Source organism: Anisomitus miae (SeqCode), from assembly GCF_054906395.1.
The window spans coordinates 99187-122791 of record NZ_JBRACL010000003.1 but is presented as its reverse complement, the minus strand read 5'-3'; the positions used below and the strand labels follow the sequence as shown (position 1 = coordinate 122791).

Annotated in this window: 22 protein-coding genes and 1 tRNA gene; 13 read left to right on the top strand and 10 right to left on the bottom strand. The window is 29.9% G+C overall.

From position 1 onward, the window contains the following. Positions 1-19 precede the first annotated feature (19 nt). Both AALI31_RS01115 and AALI31_RS01110 read right to left on the bottom strand, forming a co-directional pair. Positions 20-1282, bottom strand: coding sequence for a BadF/BadG/BcrA/BcrD ATPase family protein (locus AALI31_RS01115; protein ID WP_489884685.1), 1263 nt, complete (start codon positions 1280-1282; stop codon positions 20-22). Then, the gene (locus AALI31_RS01110; RefSeq protein WP_489884684.1) at positions 1222-1776 is read right to left on the bottom strand and encodes a TetR/AcrR family transcriptional regulator; all 555 of its coding nucleotides are present in this window, start codon (positions 1774-1776) and stop codon (positions 1222-1224) included. Before AALI31_RS01110 ends, AALI31_RS01115 begins: the two co-directional genes overlap by 61 nt. 129 nt (positions 1777-1905) lie before the next feature. On the opposite strand from AALI31_RS01110, the gene AALI31_RS01105 reads away from it, so the two are divergent. The 6 genes from AALI31_RS01105 (at position 1906) to AALI31_RS01080 (ending at position 6432) form a co-directional block, all read left to right on the top strand. Then, positions 1906-2481: a hypothetical protein gene (locus AALI31_RS01105; RefSeq protein ID WP_489884683.1), complete on the top strand. Its 576-nt coding sequence runs from the start codon at positions 1906-1908 to the stop codon at positions 2479-2481. A 21-nt stretch (positions 2482-2502) separates the two neighbouring features. Then, positions 2503-2928, top strand: coding sequence for a sugar phosphate isomerase/epimerase family protein (locus AALI31_RS01100; RefSeq protein WP_489884776.1), 426 nt, complete (start codon positions 2503-2505; stop codon positions 2926-2928). 208 nt (positions 2929-3136) lie between these two features. Next, on the top strand, positions 3137-3322 hold the full coding sequence (locus tag AALI31_RS01095; protein ID WP_489884682.1) for a hypothetical protein: 186 nt from the start codon (positions 3137-3139) through the stop codon (positions 3320-3322). After that, positions 3294-4484 carry an MFS transporter gene (locus AALI31_RS01090; protein WP_489884775.1) on the top strand — a complete coding sequence of 397 codons (1191 nt, stop codon included), beginning with the start codon at positions 3294-3296 and terminating at the stop codon, positions 4482-4484. Before AALI31_RS01095 ends, AALI31_RS01090 begins: the two co-directional genes overlap by 29 nt. A gap of 59 nt (positions 4485-4543) precedes the next feature. Next, entirely contained in the window at positions 4544-5878 is a 1335-nt protein-coding gene (locus AALI31_RS01085; RefSeq protein WP_489884681.1) for a beta-N-acetylhexosaminidase, read from the top strand. 44 nt (positions 5879-5922) lie between these two features. Beyond that, positions 5923-6432, top strand: coding sequence for a hypothetical protein (locus AALI31_RS01080; protein ID WP_489884680.1), 510 nt, complete (start codon positions 5923-5925; stop codon positions 6430-6432). A 160-nt stretch (positions 6433-6592) separates the two neighbouring features. Here AALI31_RS01080 and AALI31_RS01075 read toward each other — a convergent pair whose 3' ends face one another. From AALI31_RS01075 to AALI31_RS01060, 4 genes are all read right to left on the bottom strand, one after another. Then, positions 6593-7078 carry a DUF4358 domain-containing protein gene (locus tag AALI31_RS01075; RefSeq protein WP_489884679.1) on the bottom strand — a complete coding sequence of 162 codons (486 nt, stop codon included), beginning with the start codon at positions 7076-7078 and terminating at the stop codon, positions 6593-6595. Between the two features lie 91 nt (positions 7079-7169). After that, a complete protein-coding gene (locus AALI31_RS01070) occupies positions 7170-8264 on the bottom strand; it encodes a 6-phosphofructokinase (RefSeq protein WP_489884678.1) in 1095 nt (364 codons plus the stop codon). Positions 8265-8350: 86 nt separating this feature from the next. After that, entirely contained in the window at positions 8351-9187 is an 837-nt protein-coding gene (locus AALI31_RS01065; protein ID WP_489884677.1) for an undecaprenyl-diphosphate phosphatase, read from the bottom strand. A gap of 130 nt (positions 9188-9317) precedes the next feature. Then, positions 9318-11195 (bottom strand): tetratricopeptide repeat protein, encoded by a 1878-nt coding sequence (locus tag AALI31_RS01060; RefSeq protein ID WP_489884676.1) that lies wholly within the window; start codon positions 11193-11195, stop codon positions 9318-9320. 506 nt (positions 11196-11701) lie between these two features. On the opposite strand from AALI31_RS01060, the gene AALI31_RS01055 reads away from it, so the two are divergent. From AALI31_RS01055 to ytvI, 5 genes are all read left to right on the top strand, one after another. Beyond that, positions 11702-13045, top strand: a complete 1344-nt coding sequence (locus AALI31_RS01055; RefSeq protein ID WP_489884675.1) for a MurT ligase domain-containing protein — start codon at positions 11702-11704, stop codon at positions 13043-13045. Between the two features lie 16 nt (positions 13046-13061). Further along, a complete protein-coding gene (locus tag AALI31_RS01050) occupies positions 13062-13781 on the top strand; it encodes a type 1 glutamine amidotransferase (RefSeq protein ID WP_489884674.1) in 720 nt (239 codons plus the stop codon). A 33-nt stretch (positions 13782-13814) separates the two neighbouring features. Next, positions 13815-15062, top strand: coding sequence for a phosphodiester glycosidase family protein (locus tag AALI31_RS01045; RefSeq protein WP_489884673.1), 1248 nt, complete (start codon positions 13815-13817; stop codon positions 15060-15062). Between the two features lie 145 nt (positions 15063-15207). Beyond that, entirely contained in the window at positions 15208-16206 is a 999-nt protein-coding gene (gene galE / locus AALI31_RS01040) for a UDP-glucose 4-epimerase GalE (protein ID WP_489884672.1), read from the top strand. Between the two features lie 64 nt (positions 16207-16270). Further along, positions 16271-17329 carry a sporulation integral membrane protein YtvI gene (gene ytvI / locus AALI31_RS01035; protein ID WP_489884671.1) on the top strand — a complete coding sequence of 353 codons (1059 nt, stop codon included), beginning with the start codon at positions 16271-16273 and terminating at the stop codon, positions 17327-17329. A gap of 201 nt (positions 17330-17530) precedes the next feature. Here ytvI and AALI31_RS01030 read toward each other — a convergent pair. Next, positions 17531-17613 (bottom strand) — tRNA-Leu (locus AALI31_RS01030). Positions 17614-17762: 149 nt separating this feature from the next. Between AALI31_RS01030 and AALI31_RS01025 the strand changes: the two genes are divergently transcribed. Continuing rightward, positions 17763-18266, top strand: a complete 504-nt coding sequence (locus tag AALI31_RS01025; protein ID WP_489884670.1) for a DUF4883 family protein — start codon at positions 17763-17765, stop codon at positions 18264-18266. Between the two features lie 135 nt (positions 18267-18401). Next, complete coding sequence (locus AALI31_RS01020) at positions 18402-21134, top strand: ABC transporter ATP-binding protein/permease (protein WP_489884669.1); 2733 nt, start codon at positions 18402-18404, stop codon at positions 21132-21134. Between the two features lie 41 nt (positions 21135-21175). Here AALI31_RS01020 and folK read toward each other — a convergent pair whose 3' ends face one another. The 3 genes from folK to AALI31_RS01005 are packed head-to-tail and all read right to left on the bottom strand — an operon-like array spanning position 21176 to position 23570. Beyond that, positions 21176-22006 carry a 2-amino-4-hydroxy-6-hydroxymethyldihydropteridine diphosphokinase gene (gene folK / locus AALI31_RS01015; protein ID WP_489884668.1) on the bottom strand — a complete coding sequence of 277 codons (831 nt, stop codon included), beginning with the start codon at positions 22004-22006 and terminating at the stop codon, positions 21176-21178. Beyond that, entirely contained in the window at positions 22003-22806 is an 804-nt protein-coding gene (gene folP, locus AALI31_RS01010; protein ID WP_489884667.1) for a dihydropteroate synthase, read from the bottom strand. Before folP ends, folK begins: the two co-directional genes overlap by 4 nt. Next, positions 22803-23570, bottom strand: a complete 768-nt coding sequence (locus AALI31_RS01005) for an HAD-IIB family hydrolase (protein ID WP_489884666.1) — start codon at positions 23568-23570, stop codon at positions 22803-22805. The genes folP and AALI31_RS01005 overlap by 4 nt, the downstream gene beginning before the upstream one ends. Positions 23571-23605: the final 35 nt, after the last annotated feature.

The window sequence follows — 23605 nt, the reverse complement described above, 5'->3', positions numbered from 1 at the left end:
TTTAATTAAGTAAATTACCTCACTTTTCAAGTAAATCATAATCAATCATAAACTGTTTCTCTAAATTCTTCAAATCTAAATTGCACAGTTTACAACACATTATACACGCACCATACACAGGTGGATAATTTGGAATATCTAATTCCGCATCAGGTTCTAACATTTCTTTTAACATTTGACCAAAACAAGGTATTTCTTTTAAAATACCTCCTGAAGCAACAATATACTTTCCAACATCATAATTCTTTATTGCAAAATTAATTAGCTTCGCTAAATATTCTGCATTGCTTTTCAGTATAAGCTCTGTAACATTATCACCATTTTCATATGCTTTAATCACACAATGTGTAAAAGAAGATATATAAGATTGCCCTTCCTTGTATATGTTATGTATGCTATTCCACACACTATCTCCTAATTTTTGCTCTACCAAATCTGTCAATATACTGTGTTTCTTAAGACCATCTCTTACATCTTGTGCCGCATAAATCGCATCCCTACCTATATGATATCCACTACCTCCTTTATCAAGTAAATACCCACGACCTCCCAAATGTGTAAACTTACCATTCTCATTTATATAAATTATCATTCCTGTTCCACAAATCGCTGCAACACATTTATTTAAATTTTTACCACATGCAATTACATTAAATATGTCATTTTCACATCGTATTTTTAAGCCGGGGTACTCTCTTTCTAGTGACGACTGTACCTGAAAAGTATTGTTTCCTGAATCCAACCCAGCAGATCCTATGAAAATTCCACAAACACATTTATTTGTTTTGAGAAGAGTATCAATCCCAAGTTTCAAAATGCATAATGCTTCATCAATTCCTACAACATTTGGATTACATCCATCAAGAACAATTCTTCGAACTATGTTCCCATAATGTGAAAATAGAATAAACTCTATTTTCGTTCCTCCACCATCAATTCCCATCATAAATCTTTCATGGTATTCATTACCATTAATCGAATCACCAAAATAGTCACTTAAAATATTCGAATCTCCATAAAAGCTTTCACTACTTTGAGAAAATTTACTAACATTTAACTCAAATGAATTTTGAGAATTTATCTCTAACCTCTTTGTAAATTTATATCGATTAACATTCCCTCTACCATTATGCAATTTTAAATTCTCTATCGATAAAACATCCAACATCACATGTATTCCTCCTTTAATTTTATAAATGTCTTTATCATATATTCTCTTAATCAGTAACACTTCAAGATAAATAAAATCAACTCTGCTTTCTCCTGTGCTGTTTCCTGGCAACCTGACTTAATCCAATCAATAACAATACCAGTGATCCCCTGCTGAATAAATACAGACATTGCCTTTTTGTACTGCAGCGACCATTCAGCAGGCTGTCTGCTCATAATTACCTCATCAAACTGTGGCAGACAAATATTAATTGCAGAAAATATTTGAAAATGTTTCTGTGAAAATAATAATTGTGAAAACCCCGTATGCTCCTTCATATATTGCAATGCATCTATAAAACAATCTTTAAAGTCAATCCCTGCTGCCATTCTATCCTGCATCAACAACGAGGTATTTTTTAAATAAGTTTGGACAATCTCATGTAAAACATCATGTTGAGTACCATAATGATTATAAAATGTAGTACGGTTAATCTTTGCTAGACTGCACAATTCCATGATTGTAACTTTATCTATATCCTTTGACTCCAATAGTGTCAGTAATGCATTCTGCAATTTCTTCTTTGTCGCTGTATTACACTTATTTAAAACTTTCCTATCCTGCATGATTTTCCCTTATCCTTATCTCAACACTTTTATAATATCTGTCGGTTGTAAAATCAACATATATTGATATAATTATATCTCAATTGTTATTACAAATATAATCATTTTAAAATGGAGATTATTAACACGATGAAACATATTTTTTTAAAAGGCCGTAAAGGCAAGATCATAACATGCATCATCCTTATTTTTATTTTATTCTTTACTGTGCTGTATATCAGTAATTCTGGTGATTCCAGGCATTATAATGCAGCATATGACACACAGGTTACACGATCCATAAATCGTAATAACGGTCACATCACTACTGCAGTGCAGCACATTATGATTGGTTCTCAATGTGGAAGCTATGAAGAAGCTGCAGCTACTCTAAAATCTATTAAGGATACAGGCTATGAGGCTATTGAATTAAACGATTTTATGATTCACAAAACAGGACTTATAGTAAAACTGATGACAAAATTTGCAGGCATGCCAGTTGGAAATGGAGGAAAGCTTGACTGGTCACGTTTAATTGAAGAAAGTGATCTTAAAGTTATTAGTCTTCACTGCTATCTTGATGCAATTGAAGCAGATCCCCAGACTATTGCCGAAGAAGCCAAATGCTTTGGTACTGATACCGTTGTAATTACTGCCATGTATCGATATGATTATAGCGATCTTGAATCAGTAAAAAATCTAGCTTCTAGACTCAATGCTACCTGAGAATCTCTCTCCCATTATGGTATCCGCCTGCTCTACCACAATCACAACGCAGAACTTCAGAAAGTTACTCCAAATAAAACCGCCTATGATATTATCATAGAAGAAACCAATCCTGATTATGTAAATTTTGAATTTGACAGCTATTGGATGACCGATGGTGGAGCTAATGTACCATCTATTATGGAAAAGCTCGGAACCAGACTTAAATTATGGCATATCAATGACCGCGGTTACAAAGATCCTGGTCCTTATATGACTCCATTATTAGAGGAGAATGCAACTGAACTCGGTTATGGAAATATGGATCTAGAAACCTTATCAAAGATCGCAATTAAAAATGGAGTAGAAGGTGTTGTATTAGAAACACATCAAAACTGGGCTGACAATAATCCCATCACCAGCTTACAACTTAGTGAACCTTTTATGCAGAAGCATTTTGTAAAATAGAAAACCAAAAACGAGTAGTAACCCTGTATTAATTTTGGTTTTCTGCTCATTTGTTGATTTATTTTATATTCAAGTAGCTTGTTAATAGAATTTTCTACATTTCTTATCACAAAATTCTGCCATTTATAATTGTTATTGCATCAATAACTGACATCTGATATGATTATCTCGTCAATTAAAAATACCATTCCATATGGAGGTAATAAGTATGGTTGCAATTCGTAATAAAAAAGGAAGAAGATCTACCTTGTTTTATCTTGTGTGGTCTGCTCCCATAATTGGCACTTCGGCAGTCATTGGACTTCTAAACTACATTACGTTTTTTGCTACAGATGTTCTAGGGCTTAATACTGCTCTAAGTAGGTATACTGCTGTTAGTTTCAAAGATATTTGACTGTTTTACTGATATTATTGCAGGTTTTCTTATCGATAAAACTCATACTAAAATTGGTAAAGCACGACCTTACGATATTACATGTGCGTTCTTTTGTCTAAGTGCATTACTATTCTTCTTCATTCCCAATATAGGAACGTTTGGAAAAGCAACATTGCTATTTATAATTTACCTATTGACATATTCCGTATTTCAAACTCTTTACACTTGTGCTCAGACGGTATATTTATCGCGTGCAGTTACATCTAATGAAGACAGAATTTCACTTAGTTCTTTTAGTGGAATGGCTGCAACTATGACTTCAATTGTGTTATCCGTTGCTCTTCCATCAATCATCAATCATGCAGGTAATGGACAAGCACATTGGAAAACTATTGCTCTCACAATATGCCTACCCTCTATGATGCTTACTTTAATCCGTATTTTCTTTATTCCTGAAACACACAATTCGGAAATAAAAAAGATAAAGGAGAATTTATCTATTAAAGAAAATATAAAATCATTATTTTCCAATAACTATTTGATGTTTTTTACATTTTCTCTCTTGCTAACTAACATTACAGTAACCTTAGTATCAACTTCCCAAACCTATTATTTTAAATACATTATTGGTAATATAGCATCTATGACAGCTGTCTCTGCTGTATCGATCATTGCACCCTTATCCATCATTTTATTCCCATCCTTATCAAAAAAAATAGGAATGCGTAATCTCATGATGATAGCATTAATGCCTGGATTTATAGGAAGGATTTTACCAATTTTTCAGACTACAAACATAGCTCTACTAATTATTGGATCTCTGTTATCTGCAATATCCTACATGCCAATTTATATTCTCTGTTCAAATGCAATTATTGGATGTATGGATTACGGCGAATATAAAAATGGTGTTCGCAGTGAAGGAATTTATAGCTGCGTCTCTGGTTTCTGTAGTAAAGTTGGAATAGGTCTAGCTAGTGGAATACTCGGCATTGTAACTTATTTAGGAGGTTATGATGGAACTCTCTCTATTCAATCATCTTCAGCAAATATATCTATTATTATCTCTTATACTCTACTTCCAGCGTTCTTAATCGCACCACTTGTACTACACAAATTTGATTTAGAGAAAAGACTCCCAGAGATTCAGAAAACATTGGAAAACCGTAAACGTTTGTAGACTTTACACAAATTTATACCAGTGACTATCTTTTTAAAATATTAGGAGGGGTTTCCTGTATGAATTTTACAATATTCCCAAAACCAAAACAAATAGAAGAATTATATGGACAAATAACTGTTTCATATCCATTAACAATAATGCTACCAGAAGATTTAAATTCTCTTTATTCTCTTTATTCTCTTTTAAACGAAACTCTAAAATGTGAAATCAATATAATTTGTGACCGCAAAATGAAATCTACTATTAAATTTGAAAAAATAAATACTATCGAAAATGAAGGCTACTATATTGAAATTTCATTAAGTGAAATCACAATTTCCTATAATTCAAAAAGCGGAGCATACTATGCTCTAATAACATTAAGTCAAATACTTAATCAGCATCAATCTAAAATCCCATGTTGCAAAATCGAAGACAAGCCTTCGTTATCTATACGTGGCTATATGCTCGATATAAGCAGAGGGAAAGTACCAACATTAGAAGATCTTTGCAACTATGTAGATCGTCTTGCAAGGCTTAAGTATAACCAATTACAATTATACGTAGAAGGGGTTTTTTTCGCTTATCCCTCATACACAGAAATGTGGAAAGATAAAACTCCAATTACGGGAGAGGAAATTCAATATCTTGATAAATATTGTAAAGATAGATGTATAGAATTAGTTCCAAATCAAAATAGCTTAGGTCATATGTCAGCATGGCTTTCGAGAAAAGAATTTAATCATTTGGCAGAAACAGAGAATGGTATGAAATTTATGGAGTCCTCTATGCCTGTAAGCACATTGGATGCAATAAATTCTGAAAGTCTTGAATTGGTTACTTCAATGATGGATGATATGCTTCCATTTTTCACTTCCAATAAATTTAACGTAAATTTAGATGAGCCATTTGAATTAGGAAAAGGCAAAAATAAAAAGCTCGCTGAAGAGAAAGGTGAGGCATACATTTACATGGATTACCTGAAAAGACTACACGAAAGAGTCGAGGCTAGAGGAAAACATATGTATATGTGGGGAGATATTCTTGCAAATCATCCAGAAACTCTAAGCCAATTACCAAAGAATATAACTGTCTTAGATTGGAGCTATGAATCATTTTCTCCATTTGAAAAACGTGCTTCCATACTTCAGAAAAACAAAATTCCATTTATACTTTGCCCCGGTACATCTGTTTGGACAACACTTACTGGACGTACGGACAACATGATGAAAAATATTTTCAATGCAACCAAGTCTGCCATTACCTACAATGGAAAAGGTGTCCTTCTTACCTCATGGGGAGATGGTGGACATCTCGAATATGAACCACTCAACAATGGTGCAATTGCTTATGCAGCCTCATGTATTTGGGGAAATTTAGATACGGAAGATCATGAGTATGTGATTATCTAAATCATTATGTATATCAGGATAAATCAAATAAGATTGCACAAATTATGTTCGACCTAGGACGCTTGTACCACTATGAAGAATTCTCAATGGTAAATATGACAATCGCTAGTATGAATATTTCAATGGGAATTTTGCCTTCTGGTTCGCTCATGGAAATGCTTAAAGGAACTTTAAAAGAAATACAAGAGTTTGCTCCATCAGCATCAAAATTCATAGACAAAATTCTTATGGGAAAAATGGAATTTGATTATAATGGTGCCATGAAAAGTATTCAAGATTTAAAAGAACGCTTAAAACAAGTTGATCTAGAATGTCCTGAAGCATTATTGATATATTCAGAATTAGAAACCACACTTCGCATTATAGAATTTGCTGAAGGAGTACATTATATAAACGCATCAGGAGATACAATTCTAGAAGAAGAAAAATCTTCACTCATGATTCATCTTAAGAATTTAGGCAATTCAATTCTTGACATTCATCCAAATCTCTGGATTGCAAGAAATAGAATCCACGGCATGTATGAAAGTACAAAAAAATCTCTAGGATTATAGAGCAATTGTAAAATTTCTATTTCAATATTTCTATAACATCAAAGATGCAGGTTCTTAATAACCTGCATCTTCATACCTAATATAGAATAAGAGCTCTTGTTACAAAACAATTTTAACTTAATATTATGAAGCTATCCTCTCTTTATAATGTCATATGAATCTATTTTAAGGCAGCCTCAATATTTGAAACAATTTTATCTGCATCTTCTGCTACAATATACCCTTTTACATTTTGATATTTAAACTTCTTTGCATTCTTAACAAGCTCATATTGATCTGGCAAATATCTCTTCCATGAATTCTCTAAATCTTTTAGTCTAGATTCTATAGCCTTATCTATAGAATTCTCCTGATCGCTATTATCAAACTTAAATATTCCAATTTCTGTTGCCTTGACATTCATGGGGCTCATATACACAACCAAATCTTCAACGTCAGAAGTCTTTAACCCAATTAAAGAACTTAACTCATCTGAAGTAAGCTTCTCCAAACTTGGTAATTCGATTCCCTTAACAGCTTTTTCATATACCTCGTTAGCAGATAGAGATACTTTTTTACTAGATGAACCCAAACTACAAGAAACCAACATTCCAGCAAATAAAAACACGTTTAAAAATAATACTACCTTCTTTAAAAAGCTATTCAATACTACCAACTCCATTTCCTTAAATATAGGTTAGTCTTTCCCAAAAAACTATTTTTATTCAAAGCAAAGAGAACATCAAAACAACGTTCTCTTAATCTCCAAAACCAATTCCCATACTCTTAGACATCTTAACTAATTCATTATCTGGATCAACATATTTTTCTTTTCCGATTACATCCTCAAGACTTACAAAACTTATTTCATCGCCTTTTAAACAAACCATGTTTCCAAACTTTCCTTCATTTACAAGCCTAGCAGCAGCAGACCCATATCTAGTAGACAACACTCTATCGTATGTAGAAGTATTCCCACCTCTCTGTATATGCCCTAGTGTAACAGACCTTATCTCTTGATCAAATATCTTACCCTCGAGATCGTGAGCAAGCTTATTTGCAATTCCACCAAACCTTATGGGATCCGGGGAATCTTCTACGACCTTTGCTACAACAGTCTCACCAGTTGTAGATCTAACACCTTCAGAAACAACTATCAAAGTATGGTGATATCCCTTAGACTTTCTTTCATTAATTTTATCAATTATCTTATCCAGATTATATGGTATTTCAGGTATCAAAATTATATGTGCATCACCTGCAATACCTGCATGAAGAGCTATCCATCCCGCATTTCTACCCATAACCTCTGCAATCAATATTCTATGATGAGACTCTGCAGTCGTATGAAGTCTATCTAAACAATCTGTAACTATATCAATTGCAGTATTAAAACCAAAAGTAAAATCTGTTGCACCCAGATCATTATCTATGGTCTTAGGAACTCCTACAATATTTATACCCTTTCGAGCAAAATCCCGAGCAGAAGTCAAAGTCCCATCGCCACCTATTATGATTAAAGCATCAATACCTTCCTTTTTAATATTCTGTATGGCTACATCTGACACATCCTTCTTTATCCTCTTGCCATTACACTCAACTGTATAATCAAAGAGATTGTCCCTATTGGAACTCCAGAGAATCGTTCCTCCTTTATGAAGAATATCATCAACTGCAGCTATATCTAGTTTAATATAATCATTATTGTATAAACCTCTATACCCAAATCTATATCCTATAACCTCATACCCATACTGCAAAATAGCTGTCTTCGTTACCGCTCTTATAACTGCATTAAGACCAGGGCAATCTCCACCACCTGTAAGCAAAGCAATTTTCTTAACTCGATTCATAGTAATCCTCCCAATATCTGAGTACAATTACCACCAATTCTAACACAAATGAAACTTTATGTAAATATATTGCATTTCATTAATCATCAAACTTTAATGACATTGATACTAACCAGAAATATTAATAATACCGCAATTAATATTCTGTAATGGGAAAAATATCTCATAGGATATTTCTTAAGGAACTTTATGAACGTATCAACGACTAGAAGAGCTACTAAAAACGCAACTAAAAATCCTACAATTAGTGCTGTACCGTGACTCGATGTAAAGTTTGTATAATCCATTCCAGCCAATTCAAAAATTGATGCACCTATCATAGTTGGTATAGCTAAGAAAAATGAAAACTCTGCTGCAAGCTTTGTTGAACATCCAAAAATCCAAGCTCCTGATATAGTTGAAGAAGATCTGCTCATCCCAGGCCAAAGAGCTAAAATTTGGAAAAACCCTATTCCAATTGCCTGTTTTAGACTAATATCCTTTATATCATTTGCTTGATTATTTAAATCCCTGTTTGAAAATTTTTTCTCTGCAAATAGCAATATCATAGCTCCTAAAATCAATCCAACAGATACACTTACAGAATTAAATAAAGTTGATTTTATGAAATTATTTATAAAGACCCCAACAATAGCTGATGGCAAAAATGCCAAAAATATGTAAAACCACATTCTAAATCCATACTCCTTTAAATGGATTATGGAATTTATAATTTTTTCTCTGTATAATACCATAATTGCAAGTATAGCACCGAGTTGAATTACAATTTCATACATATTAACAAAATCAACCCCTGCTGTTTTCGAAAAATTTATCAAATCACTTACGATAATCATATGACCTGTTGATGACACGGGTAAGAACTCTGTTATCCCTTCAACAATAGCAATTATAACAGATTTTAAAATTAACAAAACTTCCAAAACATTGCCTCCTTGTTTAACTATAGTATTTTGAAACTCACTCAATAATTATATTACCATTTTATACTGATCAATAATAACAAAATAAAAACTTTAAGCCTGTTAACAAGCTTAAAGTTTTCATAAACACCTAATACAGGTAGTCCATAAATGGTATACTACTACTATCAAACTCTCCTGTAGATTCATCATATATTGAACTCAACTTTAAGTAATTTCCCCTTATTATGAAAATCTCATATTCACTATAAGTACCATCAAGCCCCTCATAAGCTACTTTTGCATTCGAGAACGCTCTTTGAATATCTTTTTCAACATTTACGTAATAAGCTGCCGCATTATTCAAATTTAAAATATCTTCAGGATCCATGGAATATGCCTTCCTTATATTTGAAATTCCATCTTCAGCTTCACCAAGTTCAATGAGCAACACTCCAAGAGTTCTAAAATAGATTGCTCTCTCATTTAAATCTATTGCCTCATACAATTTTTGTTTAGCATCACTATATTTTCGTTGATCTATATATATATTTGCTATTTCATATTTTAAATCAGATTCAAATACAGAAATTTTATTTGCAAATTCCAATATATCAATAGCTTTACTTATATCACTAAATGCATCTAAGTACACTTCAGAAAATTCTTTATCGATATTTGTATTTAGCAAATCCAACGACTTAGTCTTTAAATAAAAATAATTTACGTTCGTAGACTTACCTTGACTTGACAATATATTCAATAAAACATTATAACTATAACCAAAGCTTTCATTTAAATGTAAACTCTGTTTTATATAGTTTAAAGCATCATTGAAATTTTCTGTATCTAAACTATGACTAGCAAGTGCATAATAAATATCAAAAGTCTTATTTTCAATACTTTTAAGTTCGTTAACTAATCTTGTAATATCATCATCTCGTGAAGTATAAGACAAAATATCGAGTTTTATAATTTTAGGCAAGTTCTTGTCTAAATTCTTCTTTATGACTTTATCTATATCCTCCACACTTTTGCCATCCTCTAATAAATACCCCCTAAGCACCCTAGCTCTTATCAAATTAAGTCTTTCATTATCCGGCTGACTCTCTATCAAAGAATCTAATATCCTTCTCAACTCTTCAAAATCATAAGATGCCATCATATCTATTATACTCAGCACATTTATATTATCTATTTCTTTGCTTAAAGCCTTGTCCAACGCCGATACTGATCTACCAATATTATTGAAAATTATACTCAAGTTCGCATAACTTAAAAGTGATTCAGTATCTTCAATACCATCTATTGATATCGAGGAATAGATATTCAACGCTTGCTCATTATTATCAGTTAAAAGTAAGTACACTATCTCTCTTTCCAGAAACAAAATTTCACTACCTAAAATTGATCTATTAGTCTCTAGAATATCCCCTACAGTATCAAGATCATTAATCAAAATCAATTCGTCAATCAATCTATAAAGGTTTAACTTATACTCATCTGATCCTCTATTGAAAGATCCATGCTCCAGTCTACTTTTAATTTTAGATAACTCGTCTTTAGCTTTACTAAAATTATTTATACTACTTAACAGGGTAACAAGCTCAAAACTTTGGCTTATAGAGCTGTTTTGATTAGCTAAATACGCATCAATTACTGTATTAAAATCTCCCTGCATCACATACTCAATACGATTTTCAATAATATCCGAAAACTCGCTTCTTCCATCAACTTTGCTTACAAAAATATCCAAATTCCTTTGAACTAAACTCCTATCCTCAATAATAGTACAAAAAATTATTAAGAATACTGCAAACAAAGATGTGCATACTATCCTCTTCAAAAATCTATTTGAAGGAAATACTTTATAGTTTTTTCTTACATCTCTATCTCTTAAATAGTTTATAATCTCGTATGGAGACATCTCTGCAGAATTGAATTTCTCCTTACCCTTGTTTCTCTTAAGTAATTTTTCAAATCTGCTAGATCGAAACTGTTGTTCAACATTTTCAAACTTCTCACCCATTACAAAACCTCATTCAAACACATTTTAAATTATAAACCCCAATAAATCAAACGTATTTCAACCTAAACAGTTACGTAACAATTTACCTACGACCAATATCATCAAAACTCCCATTATAATTTTTAATTCCAGTCATAGACACGCATACATAAAAGTTCAACCACAAGAGTTTGTATACACTGCAACGCTTGAAGTGAAAACACATTAAACATTGTACCACAAAGTACCAATTTTAACAACTTGTATACGAAAATAAGACTAAGCAAATCAAATTTGAACTAACGTGTAATTACATCACCTAAATAACTTTTGGAGCAAAAATCAATTTTAATTTCTATTTTCTATAAACCTCACCCACGCAATCGCAATATAGAAATTTTTACAGTATCACCACAATTAACCTTTACAAAAATCTATGTTTAGTTCAAAATTTTAACATATTTGTATTAATTTCGATAAATATGATATACTCAGATATAGATATTAAATTTTTGAGGTTGTACATTATGAAAAAATTATTATCTATTATCGTTACGAAGATAATTATTTTTGTTTTGAAATTTAAAGGTAAAGGAAGCTCATTCCCTGGAAAAATTGCCCTAAAAATTTGTCCAGATATACTAAAATATATCTCAAAGAATGTAGAAACAATTTTAATAACTGGAACAAATGGTAAAACCACTACAACTTCTCTTACACAACATATTTTCAATAATGCATTTATAGAATCCTTCTCAAATTCGACGGGAGCAAATATGCTACCTGGTGTAGTCACTACATACATGAAAAACTATAACATCTTCAATAAAAAAATATATAAAACTGCAATAATAGAAGTTGATGAAGCAAGTCTAAAACATATATGCAAATATATTCAACCAAAAATCATAGCTGTTACCAATATATTTCGTGATCAATTAGATAGATATGGGGAGGTTTATACGACACTGAATCACATAAAAGATGGTATTAAGTTATCTAGTAATTCAAAACTTGTCTTGAATGGTGATGAGCCCTTACTATGCTCTCTTGAAAAGATTTATAATAACAAGTTCTATTTTGGATTTGATAATTTTACACAATCTGACATGAATGAAAAATTAAATATTGAATCTAAAAATTGTAAATTTTGCGGTAATCAATATACCTATAATTTTGTGACCTATAATCATCTTGGAGATTTTCAATGTACAAAATGTAATTTTAAAAGAGAAAGACTTGACTTTTCTATATCTGAGATTTTAGAGAAAACTGTTTGTACTAGCTCTATAAAAATTAAAAACAATATAATTTCATTCAACCAAGGTGGTATATACAATATGTACAATGTTCTATGTGCATATGCCATAAGTTCAATTTGTAGTATACCTGAATACATAATCATAGATTCTATAAAAACATTCTCAAATGTCTTTGGAAGACAAGAAAGTTTGAAAATAAAATCGAATTCCGTAACTATGTTCTTAGTGAAAAATCCTGCTGGATTCAATGAAATATTAAATACTTTAAACTTAGATAAAGATAATGAATTATCATTGGGAATCTTAATTAATGACAACTTTGCTGATGGTCAAGATGTGTCTTGGATATACGATGTGGATTTTGAAATGATCAAAAATTTGAATGTAAAAGATATTTTTACCGGTGGTACTAGAACGCATGACATACATCTGAGAATTGAGCTTGCTGAAATTGAAAGTCCTATGAAGATATTTGAGAAATATGAAGATATATTAAACTATATAGAAGAGAAAGAAAATGAAAAAATTTATATCCTATGTAGTTATACTTGTATGCTTGAATTCAGAAATCTTTTGCACAAAGAGAAATATTTAAATACATTGTGGTAATAGGAGGGCATCAGAATTGGAAATAGTAATTCATCATTTTTATCCTGATCTATTAAACACCTATGGAGATATAGGCAATGTTCTATCAATTAAAAATAGATGTAAAAAACGAGGTATATCAGTTAAGATAAATAATGTTAAACTTGGATTTATCCCAGAACTAAATAAAGGCGATATTGTTTTTATTGGCGGTGGACAAGATTTTGAACAATCTATAATAATTGGAGATCTTTTAAAGAATCAAAAATCTTTATATAATTTTGTAGAAGACAATGGTACTGTTTTATGTGTATGTGGTGGGTATCAATTAATGGGCAAAAGCTACACTACTGCTGATGGGAAAGCACTTGAAGGGTTAAACATTTTAGATACTTATACCGAATCTTCAGAACACAGAAAAATTGGAAATATTGTCGTAACCAATGAAGAATTAAATGAAACTTATGTTGGATTTGAAAATCATTTAGGTGAAACATTTATAAATAACCATACTCCTCTAGGAAAATGTTCAATTGGAAATGGAAATAATGGAAAAGATAAAACTGAAGGTGTTGTTTATAAAAATTTGATTGGTACATATATGCATGGTCCTCTATTACCTAAAAATTATGAAATAACAGATAGATTAATTTTTAATAGCTTAAAACAAAAATATAAGATTGAGAAGCTTGACAAAATAGACTCTCAAAATGAAATTAAGTGTAGAGATATTTTAATTAAACGTATTTTGAATTAGGCATATTAGAAGATATACCTCGGAGAAATTTTTATGAGATTTTATAAAATATTTTTAGTTATAACTATAACTTTGTTAACAGTACTTACATTTAGTGTATATGCATACTCTAAAAATTCTTACTTTTATAAAATAACGTTATCTAAAGACGAGGAAATAACATTTGTTCATGATACGATCTTAAATTATGATGGTAAAGGTAACAATCAAGAGATAAATTATATTGAATTAAGTCTTGACAATTCTAATGTAAATTTATCATTGATACAGGCTCATGACTTATCCTCTTCTAAAGACACTCTTCTAAATCAAATAAATGAAGAACGTGCATCCACTGGTAAACACATAATAGGTGGAATAAATGGAGAATTTTTCCAACTCAACAATGGTCAGACCTTATTTACAACAATATCAGATGGCATAATATTTTCATCAGCAATTGAAGAAAATGAGAAAATAAAAAGACCTACCTTTTATATAGATAAAGATAAAAATTATGGATTTGACTATTTAACAGTACTTGGTACTCTAAAATTTTTGAATACTAGTATTGATAATTTAATCATAACATCTATAAATAAACTCGACTCATATAATAATGTAAACATAACTAACTACAAAATAAACGAAGAGTCCACTTATTACCCCCATGAAGGTTTACCTTCTAGGTATATGCTTGTAGAATTAACAAATAGCAACGGCGAAGTTCATCCTGGATTTGAAATGTTTGGAATAGTAGTTGAAGTTGGTGAGATGACGAAACCAAAAAAAATTAATAAAAACCAAATATTAATAACATCTTATGGAGAATTAAATTATCACAAAATTAACTATGAGTTTCTAAATTTACCAATATCGTTGAAATTTAACATATTTTTAGATAATAATAAAAATATTAAAAACGATATCTTTACAGCGTTTACTGGTCATGAATACTTAATTAAAGATGGTAAAAAAATGGATTCCAATTATTACAATTCTTTAGCTGAATACTCTTTAATTAATACTAAAAATTCTAGGACTGCAGTTGGTATTACTAAGGATAATAAAATTATACTATTTACCGTAGATAAGTCCTCTAACAGTATTGGTATGGATTTATATGAACTTTCAATATATCTTGAATATTTAGGTATTGTTGATGCTATTAACTTAGATGGAGGAGGATCCACTTTTATATCATTTGAAAATAATGAACACGAGATATTTCTGATGAATGATCAAAATAAACATCAAAGATCCATACCAAATGTTATATCAGTGGTATTACTCCAAAAATAGAACGTAATGTACTCTTTGCGTTCTATTTTTTGATTGAACGGTTAAAAAATTAATATATAATTTGTCTTTTAAAATATATATCTCATAAAAATAAATATTTAAATGTAAATGTATAAAAATTTCTAAAAAATGGGAGTATTTTTATATGAAAAACATATTAGTGACTGGTGCAACTGGTTTTATAGGAAGCCATACTATAGTTGAACTTCTAAACAACGGTTATAATGTGATCGGATTAGACAACCTCTGTAACTCCAAAATAGAAGTATTGGATAAAATAACACAAATCACAAATAAGAATGTTGCATTTTATAAATGTGACTTACTCGATTCACATGCCATAGATGAAATTTTTTGTAATAATATTGATGCTGTTATACATTTTGCAGCACTAAAGGCCGTTGAAGAATCGATTTTATATCCTATCAGGTACTATTTAAACAATTTATCTGGAACATTGAATCTATTAAACTCTATGAAAAAATTTAGATGCAAAAACTTTATATTTTCATCATCTGCAACTGTATATGACAAAAATAATACTACTCCATATTCAGAGCATTTTAAAAAATCTGCAACTAATCCTTATGGCTATTCGAAAATAATGTTGGAACAAATATTATGTGATATCTGTAAATCTGACAAAGAATTTAGTTGTATTATGTTAAGATACTTTAATCCTATAGGTGCTCATAAAAGTGGTCTTATAGGGGACAATCCTAAAGGTATCCCCAACAACTTAATGCCTTATATATGTGATGTTGCAATTGGAAAGCGTAAGCACCTAAATATTTTTGGAAATGATTATAATACTATTGACGGAACTGGCGTAAGGGACTATGTACACGTAAGTGATGTAGCCATAGGTCACGTCGAATCTCTCAAATATCTTTTTAATAATACTGGGAATATGGCTTTGAATTTAGGTACTGGAAAAGGTACTAGCGTACTACAACTTATAAAATCTTTTGAAAAAGTAAGTGGAAGAAAAATAAATATACATTTCTGTGATAGGAGGGATGGAGATATTGATGAGTTCTATGCTGATGTAAGAAAAGCTAAAAAAATTTTAGGATGGACATCGAAAAACACACTTGATGAAATGTGTAGAGATTCGTGGAATTTTATAAAATCTAAAACTTAGATATACAAAAATCCTTTATAACTTAATAAAAATATACATAATTATCGAGGAAAGGGATAAGAAATTGGATAATGTAAACAAACAAAAAACTTTTGTAATTAAATTTTTATACTTTACCTTAATACTCGGTATCATATTTTTCATACTAAAATATGCTCTGCCAGTTTTTTTCCCATTCATAATAGCCTTTTTAATCTCCTCAATATTACGTAAACCAACTGATCTCATATCAAAATATTTAAATATAAATAGAAAATTAGTTGGGTTTATACTATTATCAATCTTATATCTATCGATATCTTTTATATTTATATTTTTTGGTACAAAATTATTTAAGTATGTAGGGGAACTGTTCCAAAAATTACCTGATATATATTCCACCCAAATAGAACCAGCTCTAAATATATCTATACAAAAAATTAAAGATACAATTCCCAGTCTCAGTGAGACCTTAAACCTCGAAAATATAAATAAATATTTAGCAAATATAGTAAATTCAATATCCCTAAGTGTAGTTAATTTAATAACGTCTATAGCAACCAAACTTCCATCTTTCCTAATAAAATTTATAATTTCAATAATAGCATCATTTTTCTTTACATTAGATTACTATAAATTTACTAGATTCATAATGAGACAATTTCCTATTAAATTTCAAAAAATTATTCTAGATATTAAACATAATATATTTGGTACAACATTTAAATTTGTGAAAGCTTATTCTATATTGATGGTCGTAACTTTTATAGAGTTAAGTATTGGATTCACCATATTTAAAATTCCAAATGCAATAATATTATCTGTAATATTCTCAGTATTAGATGCATTACCAGTTATAGGTGTTGGAGGAATACTAATTCCATGGTCAGTTATTGAGCTCATAAAAGGTAACTACAATTTGTCTATCGGTTTTATAATTATATATATAATAATTGCGATAGTAAGATCTGTTTTAGAACCTAAGGTAGTTGGTAAACAAATAGGTCTTAATCCAATAGTAACTTTAATTACAATGTTTCTAGGGGCAGAACTATTTGGATTTTTAGGTATGTTCATTCTACCAATTATTGCTACTATCATAAATTATCTAAATGACAGTGGTACAGTAAAATTGTTTAAATAGGTCTATAAACTTATATCCATAAAAATGGAACGTAAGAAATAACATTTCATACGTTCCATTTTGTTTTAACACTAAATTCCAACCTCATAGACTTATTTCAAAACACAAAAACTTTGCGATCCAATATAGATAAAAGAACCCCAAAGTACACACAATATAACAAAAAACCTTAAACGAACTTATAAACTAAACATCAAATTTTGGTACCGCTGATGGGACTCGAACCCATATGGTTTCCCGTACGATTTTGAGTCGTATGCGTCTGCCAATTCCGCCACAGCGGCATGCCACCTTACCAGTAGATTCTATCATAATTTATATAAATATTTCAACTACTTTTAAAATATTTTTATCATAATTATTCACAAAAAATAATAATTTTAAAATAAAAGAAATACTTAAAATAATAAAAATATTTTAGAGGTAAATAGCTATGCTTAAAAAATTAACCACATCCATAATAATTATTGTATTTCCCTTAATTATAATTGGCTGTAATAAAAACTTCGCACAAAATATACCTACTCCATTAAATTTCTCCAAACCATCATTAAACTACTATACAAATACTTTAGTACATTCAATTAAAGATTCTCAAAATATACAAATATCCATTTTATATTCCAAAACTGGAAAAAATAAAATACTACCTAACGAGTACATAGAAAATTTTAATTTATTTATAAATTCCATTAAAAAAACTTTCTTTTTGCATAATACCTCACAAATAAATTTGAAAGATCCTGAATACAAGCTTACCATATCTATAGATGGTAAAAATTCATTTGTAATAAATATATTCGATGAAAATTTAATATCCATACATCCATGGGATGGATCGTATGAAGCAGATTTAATAAATATATCTTCTCTTAATAGTAAAGTAAATATATTTAATATGATAGATTTTATAATTAAAAATAATGATAGTAAATAATTATATTTTAACTACAAAATATGTATAATACGAATTTAATAAAATTAAAGTTTAAATTTAATTTAACTAGACATGAATTTATTGTTTGATGTATCCTTATGTCATATAACGTTATAACAAACTAGGAGGTACGTTATGTTGCAACTTAAGAATATTATAAAAACTTATGTGAGTGGTGAACTGAAGCAAACTGCTCTCAAAGAAATTAATATTAACTTTCGTAAGAATGAATTTGTTTCAATACTTGGACAAAGTGGTTCAGGTAAAACTACAATACTAAATATTATAGGCGGACTTGATAAATATGATAGTGGTGATTTAATAATAAATGGTGTGTCTACAAAAAAATATAGTGATTGCGACTGGGATTACTATAGAAATAATTCAATTGGTTTTGTTTTTCAAAATTATAACCTTATACCACATCAAACAGTCCTAGCTAATGTAGAAATGGCTCTTACCTTATGCGGAATTTCAAAACAAGAGCGTAGAAAAAGAGCTATTGATGTTCTCAAGAGAGTAGGTCTAATTGATCATGTTCACAAAAAGCCAAATCAAATGTCAGGAGGACAAATGCAACGTGTTGCTATTGCACGTGCTCTTATTAACAATCCTGATATTCTTCTAGCCGATGAACCCACAGGTGCACTTGATAGTGAGACCAGTTTGCAAATTATGGAATTGTTAAAAGAAATTTCAAAAGATAAATTAATAATTATGGTTACCCATAATCCCGAACTTGCACAGGAATATTCAACAAGAATTGTCAAACTTTTAGATGGAAATATTGTAAATGATAGTAATCCTTTCAATGAAGAAAATATTCCAATAATTCAAAAAGATAGCAAAAAAATATCAATGTCATTTTTAACTGCACTGTCCTTAAGCTTCAATAACTTGAAGACTAAAAAAGCAAGAACAGTGCTTACGTCATTTGCAGGCTCAATAGGAATTATAGGTATAGCTCTAATACTCTCCTTGTCAAATGGAATGAATAAATATATAGATAACATACAAAAAGAAACAATGGCATCCTATCCCATAACCATTAGCTCAGAGGATATGGATATTTCAAACCTAATAGGTATCAGAAGTGAAATTATAGGAAATGTAACTAATAACGATAAGAATATCGATAGATCAAAAATTTATGCTGATTATTCTTCAATTAAAAATAGTGAAAAACTCTCTTCGAGTGTAGTTAAAAATAATCTAAAGCAATTCAAAAAATATATTGATGATCCAAATAACGAAATTCATCAATATTTAAGTGAAAATGGTATTGTATACGCTTATGATACAAAATTCAAGATATATTCTCATGATAAAAATGGAAACTTTATAGATAGCGATACTGAAACAATAGACAGCGAACTTCCAATAGCATTCAGTGGAAATACTATGAATATACAAAATATAACAAATAACAATCCATTATTATCTAATAATCAAACATCCTTTTCTAAAAACTTCTCCCAAATATTGCCTGGTACTAATGATACTCTCATAAGCAACATGGTTAAAGATAGTTATGATATTGTACATGGAAAATGGCCAGAACATTATAACGAAGTCGTTCTTGTTTTAGATAAAAATAATCAAATTCCTGCAACAAAATTATATCAGCTAGGCTTAATAACAAAGGAACAGTATAATGATATAATTGAAAAAATCAAGAATGATGAAGATATACCTGATTTGAATCTCAATTATTCAGATATTTTTGGACACGAATTTTATCTCATTACTAAATCTGATCATTATGTAGAAAATACAGATGGCACCTTCACATATATCGAATCATACCTAACAAATGAAAATACTCTAATCGAAAAATCGTTAAAACTAAAAATCGTAGGCATCATACGACCAATAGAAGATTCTTCCACTGTGACTATATCAACCACCGTAGCATATACAAAGGAACTTACAGATTATGTAATTGAACAAACTGATAAAAGTCCTATCGTTTTAGCTCAAAAGTCTAATCCTGAAATTAACGTTCTCAATAATACAAAATTCATACACAGTAATGATGATGAAAAGATTGATTATATAAAAATATATTTGCGTTCTCTTGGTGTATCTGAAAAGGCTTCCTTCTATAACCTTATGTTAAACCAAATGCAAGGAACAACACAAAATCAAAATTCAGGAAATGAAATATCAATGGCTTCCTCATTAGATAGATGGCTTGATAATAATCCGGATAGAGATATATTACTAAAAATATACGACGAATACTTTACCGAATCAAGTTATGATAATAACATGACATCTTTTGGAAAAATAGATTATGATGATCCTTCTTCAATAAGTATTTACACAGATAATTTCGAAAATAAAGAACACATTATGAAATTAATTGAAAAATATAATACCATAGTTGATGAGAATAACCGAATAACTTACACAGATTACATATCAATATTAACATCTTCTCTTACTTTAATTATTAATGGAATATCATGGCTATTAATTGGATTCGTTGGAATTTCACTTTTAGTTTCATGCATAATGATAAGTATAATAACTCATATATCTGTCATGGAACGCACAAAAGAGATCGGTATATTACGATCCCTTGGAGCATCCAAAAAAAATATATCTCAGGTGTTTAATGCTGAAACATTTATAATAGGGTGTTTTTCTGGAATTATAGGTATTGTTTCATCAATTATATTAATAGTTCCAATCAATTCATTGATTATGAAATTAACAACAATCTCAAACCTAAATGCAATTCTCCCATTTAATGCATCTATAATGTTGATAATATTGAGTATCGTAATTACGATAATCGGAGGTTTAATTCCTGCTAAAAATGCTGCAAGAAAAGATCCTGTAATTGCATTGCGTACAGAATAAATATTTGCATAAACAAAAAGTGCTGTTCAAGATACAAAATTTTAAACAGTACTTTTTGTGTTTTTTAAATCCTCAAGCATTTCAAAAGCAAATTTCCCTAATCGTGGATTATATGAAAATCTATTTATATAACACAATGGCTCTAATACAAAATCCCTATTTTGCATATCGTAGTGTGGAATTACAATACCATCTTCATTTATTATTTCATTATCATATAACAAAATATCTAAATCTATGGTTCTAGGTCCCCACTTTATCATTCTCTCTCTTTTCAATTTGCTCTCAACATTTAACAGCACTTCCATAAGTTCATATGGAGTTAGTATTGTATTACACTCAATTACAGAATTCAAAAATTTACCCTGAGGTACATTCCCATAAGGATCAGTCTCAATCATTTTGGATCTTGATACTATAACAATATCATTTTGCTCTATCATCTCATAAGCATTATTTAAATTCTGTTCACGATCCCCGAGGTTTGACCCCAAAGAAATATAAACTTTATGGATACTCCTACTACAAAACACACTCATACCCTCAAACCCTACATCCACATGGTATGCAGGTTTAAAAATTTCAAGATCAACCTTAACTATATTCTGAAATTTACTAAATATCTTAACGACTATCTCATATGCAATCGTTTCCAATAAATCTCTTGCATTCTTCTCAAAATACTTTCTTACAAATACTACGAGTTTTGAATAATCAACAGTATTGCAAATATCTTCTCTTAAATCCCTAAAAGATTTCATAGGATAAACATTTAAATTTATATAATATTTTTGCCCTAATTTCCTTTCTTCATGAATAGTTCCATGATACCCAAATACCTCAAGCGAATTGATTTTTATAAAATCATTCATCTTCTATATCCTCCGAATAAAACAGAATTTATAACATCTATAACCTCTTTGTTATCCTTTACATCATGGACTCTCAAAATATTAACACCCTTAGACGCCAAATACGCTGTGATTGAAATAGTAGAAATTTTATCCTCCAATGGATCCATGCCATTTAATTCCATTAAAAATTTCTTCCGTGAGGCTCCAACTAAAATAGGTAATCCAAATTCCTTAAACTTAGAAATGCTCCTAAGTATGAGTATATTGTTATGACCATATTTTGAAAAACCAAGTCCAGGATCCAATATTATTTTATTTGGAGATATTTTGGCACTTATTGCCTTATTATATCTAAGCTTCAACTCATTATAAGTATCTTCTACAACATCTAAAAATTTATTTTTTAAATTTAACCTGTTGTGAGCTATACAAATGTACGAGTTATACTTACTAACAGTATCAAACATCTTTCCATCATAAAGCCCACCATAGACGTCATTTATAATATCGCACCCTACTTCTAGACACTCTTTTGCAACCTCACTTTTATAAGTATCAATTGATATTAATACGTTTTTAAATTTCCTAACTTCGCACAAGACATCTAATAATCTTCCTATTTCCTCATGAGAAGAAACTTTTAATGAATTCGGCTTTGTTGATTCTCCTCCAATATCAAGTATATCTGCACCGTCTTCTATAATCTTCAAAGCATGTTCTACAGCCTTGTTTTTCTCAAAATATTTCCCTCCATCATAGAATGAATCTTCCGTAATATTCAAAATACCCATAATGTAAACTTTATCATTAAAATTCAAATTAAACCACCCAAAATATACTCATCTATACACTCTGAAACAGATCCAACAACATAATTAACACTATCTTTAATTTGTTCATTCACTCTATGAAAGGAAAATGAATTCTTGGTTATATTAAACATGCTTAAATCATTAAAAGAATCTCCTATAACACAAACTTTTTCATTCTCAATTCCCAACTCTCGAGCCACAATTTTAACACCATCTCCCTTTGAACAACCTGCAGGAACAATATCAACAAATGAATGATTCCTATACGTAGTAAGGATACCAGAAAATTTAATATTTATATCTTCACAGATTTCATCAATTTCATCAGAAGACTTATTAGAAAATTCCAGAGAAATTAGAGAACAATCTTTATGTTTCAAATCATTTATATTTCTAAAAAACATATTGTCCCAAGTATACGAATCGTTCCCAGATAAAATACTAGTCTCGTATCCTTGATCTATACCAAATAGAGAATAATCTCTATATTTGTAAAAAATATACTCAACTATATCAAAGGAAATCTTTTCATGCTTTAAGACATTTGAATTTTTATCTAATACAAGTGCCCCATTTAACAAAACATAAAAGTCAATTTTAATTCCATAATCTTTCGTAATAAATGAAACTCCATTATATGGTCTTCCAGTAGAAACTCCAAAAAAATTGTTTCCATCCTGAAGTTTTGAAATACTTTCTATATCATCTTTACTAATTTTACCATTAAAAACAAGCGTACCATCTAAATCAGATGCTAACAACTTAAACATACACTTCCCTCCCTAACAATAATTTGCAAAAACTA

Coding starts and splice junctions, on each gene's coding strand:
- AALI31_RS01105 (WP_489884683.1), top strand. CDS start 1,906: ATGAAACATATTTTTTTAAAAGGCCGTAAAGGCAAGATCATAACATGC.
- AALI31_RS01060 (WP_489884676.1), bottom strand. CDS start 11,195: ATGGGTGAGAAGTTTGAAAATGTTGAACAACAGTTTCGATCTAGCAGA.
- AALI31_RS01085 (WP_489884681.1), top strand. CDS start 4,544: ATGAATTTTACAATATTCCCAAAACCAAAACAAATAGAAGAATTATAT.
- AALI31_RS01110 (WP_489884684.1), bottom strand. CDS start 1,776: ATGCAGGATAGGAAAGTTTTAAATAAGTGTAATACAGCGACAAAGAAG.
- AALI31_RS01095 (WP_489884682.1), top strand. CDS start 3,137: ATGGTTGCAATTCGTAATAAAAAAGGAAGAAGATCTACCTTGTTTTAT.
- AALI31_RS01025 (WP_489884670.1), top strand. CDS start 17,763: ATGCTTAAAAAATTAACCACATCCATAATAATTATTGTATTTCCCTTA.
- folK (WP_489884668.1), bottom strand. CDS start 22,006: ATGAATGATTTTATAAAAATCAATTCGCTTGAGGTATTTGGGTATCAT.
- AALI31_RS01045 (WP_489884673.1), top strand. CDS start 13,815: ATGAGATTTTATAAAATATTTTTAGTTATAACTATAACTTTGTTAACA.
- AALI31_RS01005 (WP_489884666.1), bottom strand. CDS start 23,570: ATGTTTAAGTTGTTAGCATCTGATTTAGATGGTACGCTTGTTTTTAAT.
- AALI31_RS01055 (WP_489884675.1), top strand. CDS start 11,702: ATGAAAAAATTATTATCTATTATCGTTACGAAGATAATTATTTTTGTT.
- AALI31_RS01080 (WP_489884680.1), top strand. CDS start 5,923: ATGTTCGACCTAGGACGCTTGTACCACTATGAAGAATTCTCAATGGTA.
- AALI31_RS01070 (WP_489884678.1), bottom strand. CDS start 8,264: ATGAATCGAGTTAAGAAAATTGCTTTGCTTACAGGTGGTGGAGATTGC.
- AALI31_RS01020 (WP_489884669.1), top strand. CDS start 18,402: ATGTTGCAACTTAAGAATATTATAAAAACTTATGTGAGTGGTGAACTG.
- galE (WP_489884672.1), top strand. CDS start 15,208: ATGAAAAACATATTAGTGACTGGTGCAACTGGTTTTATAGGAAGCCAT.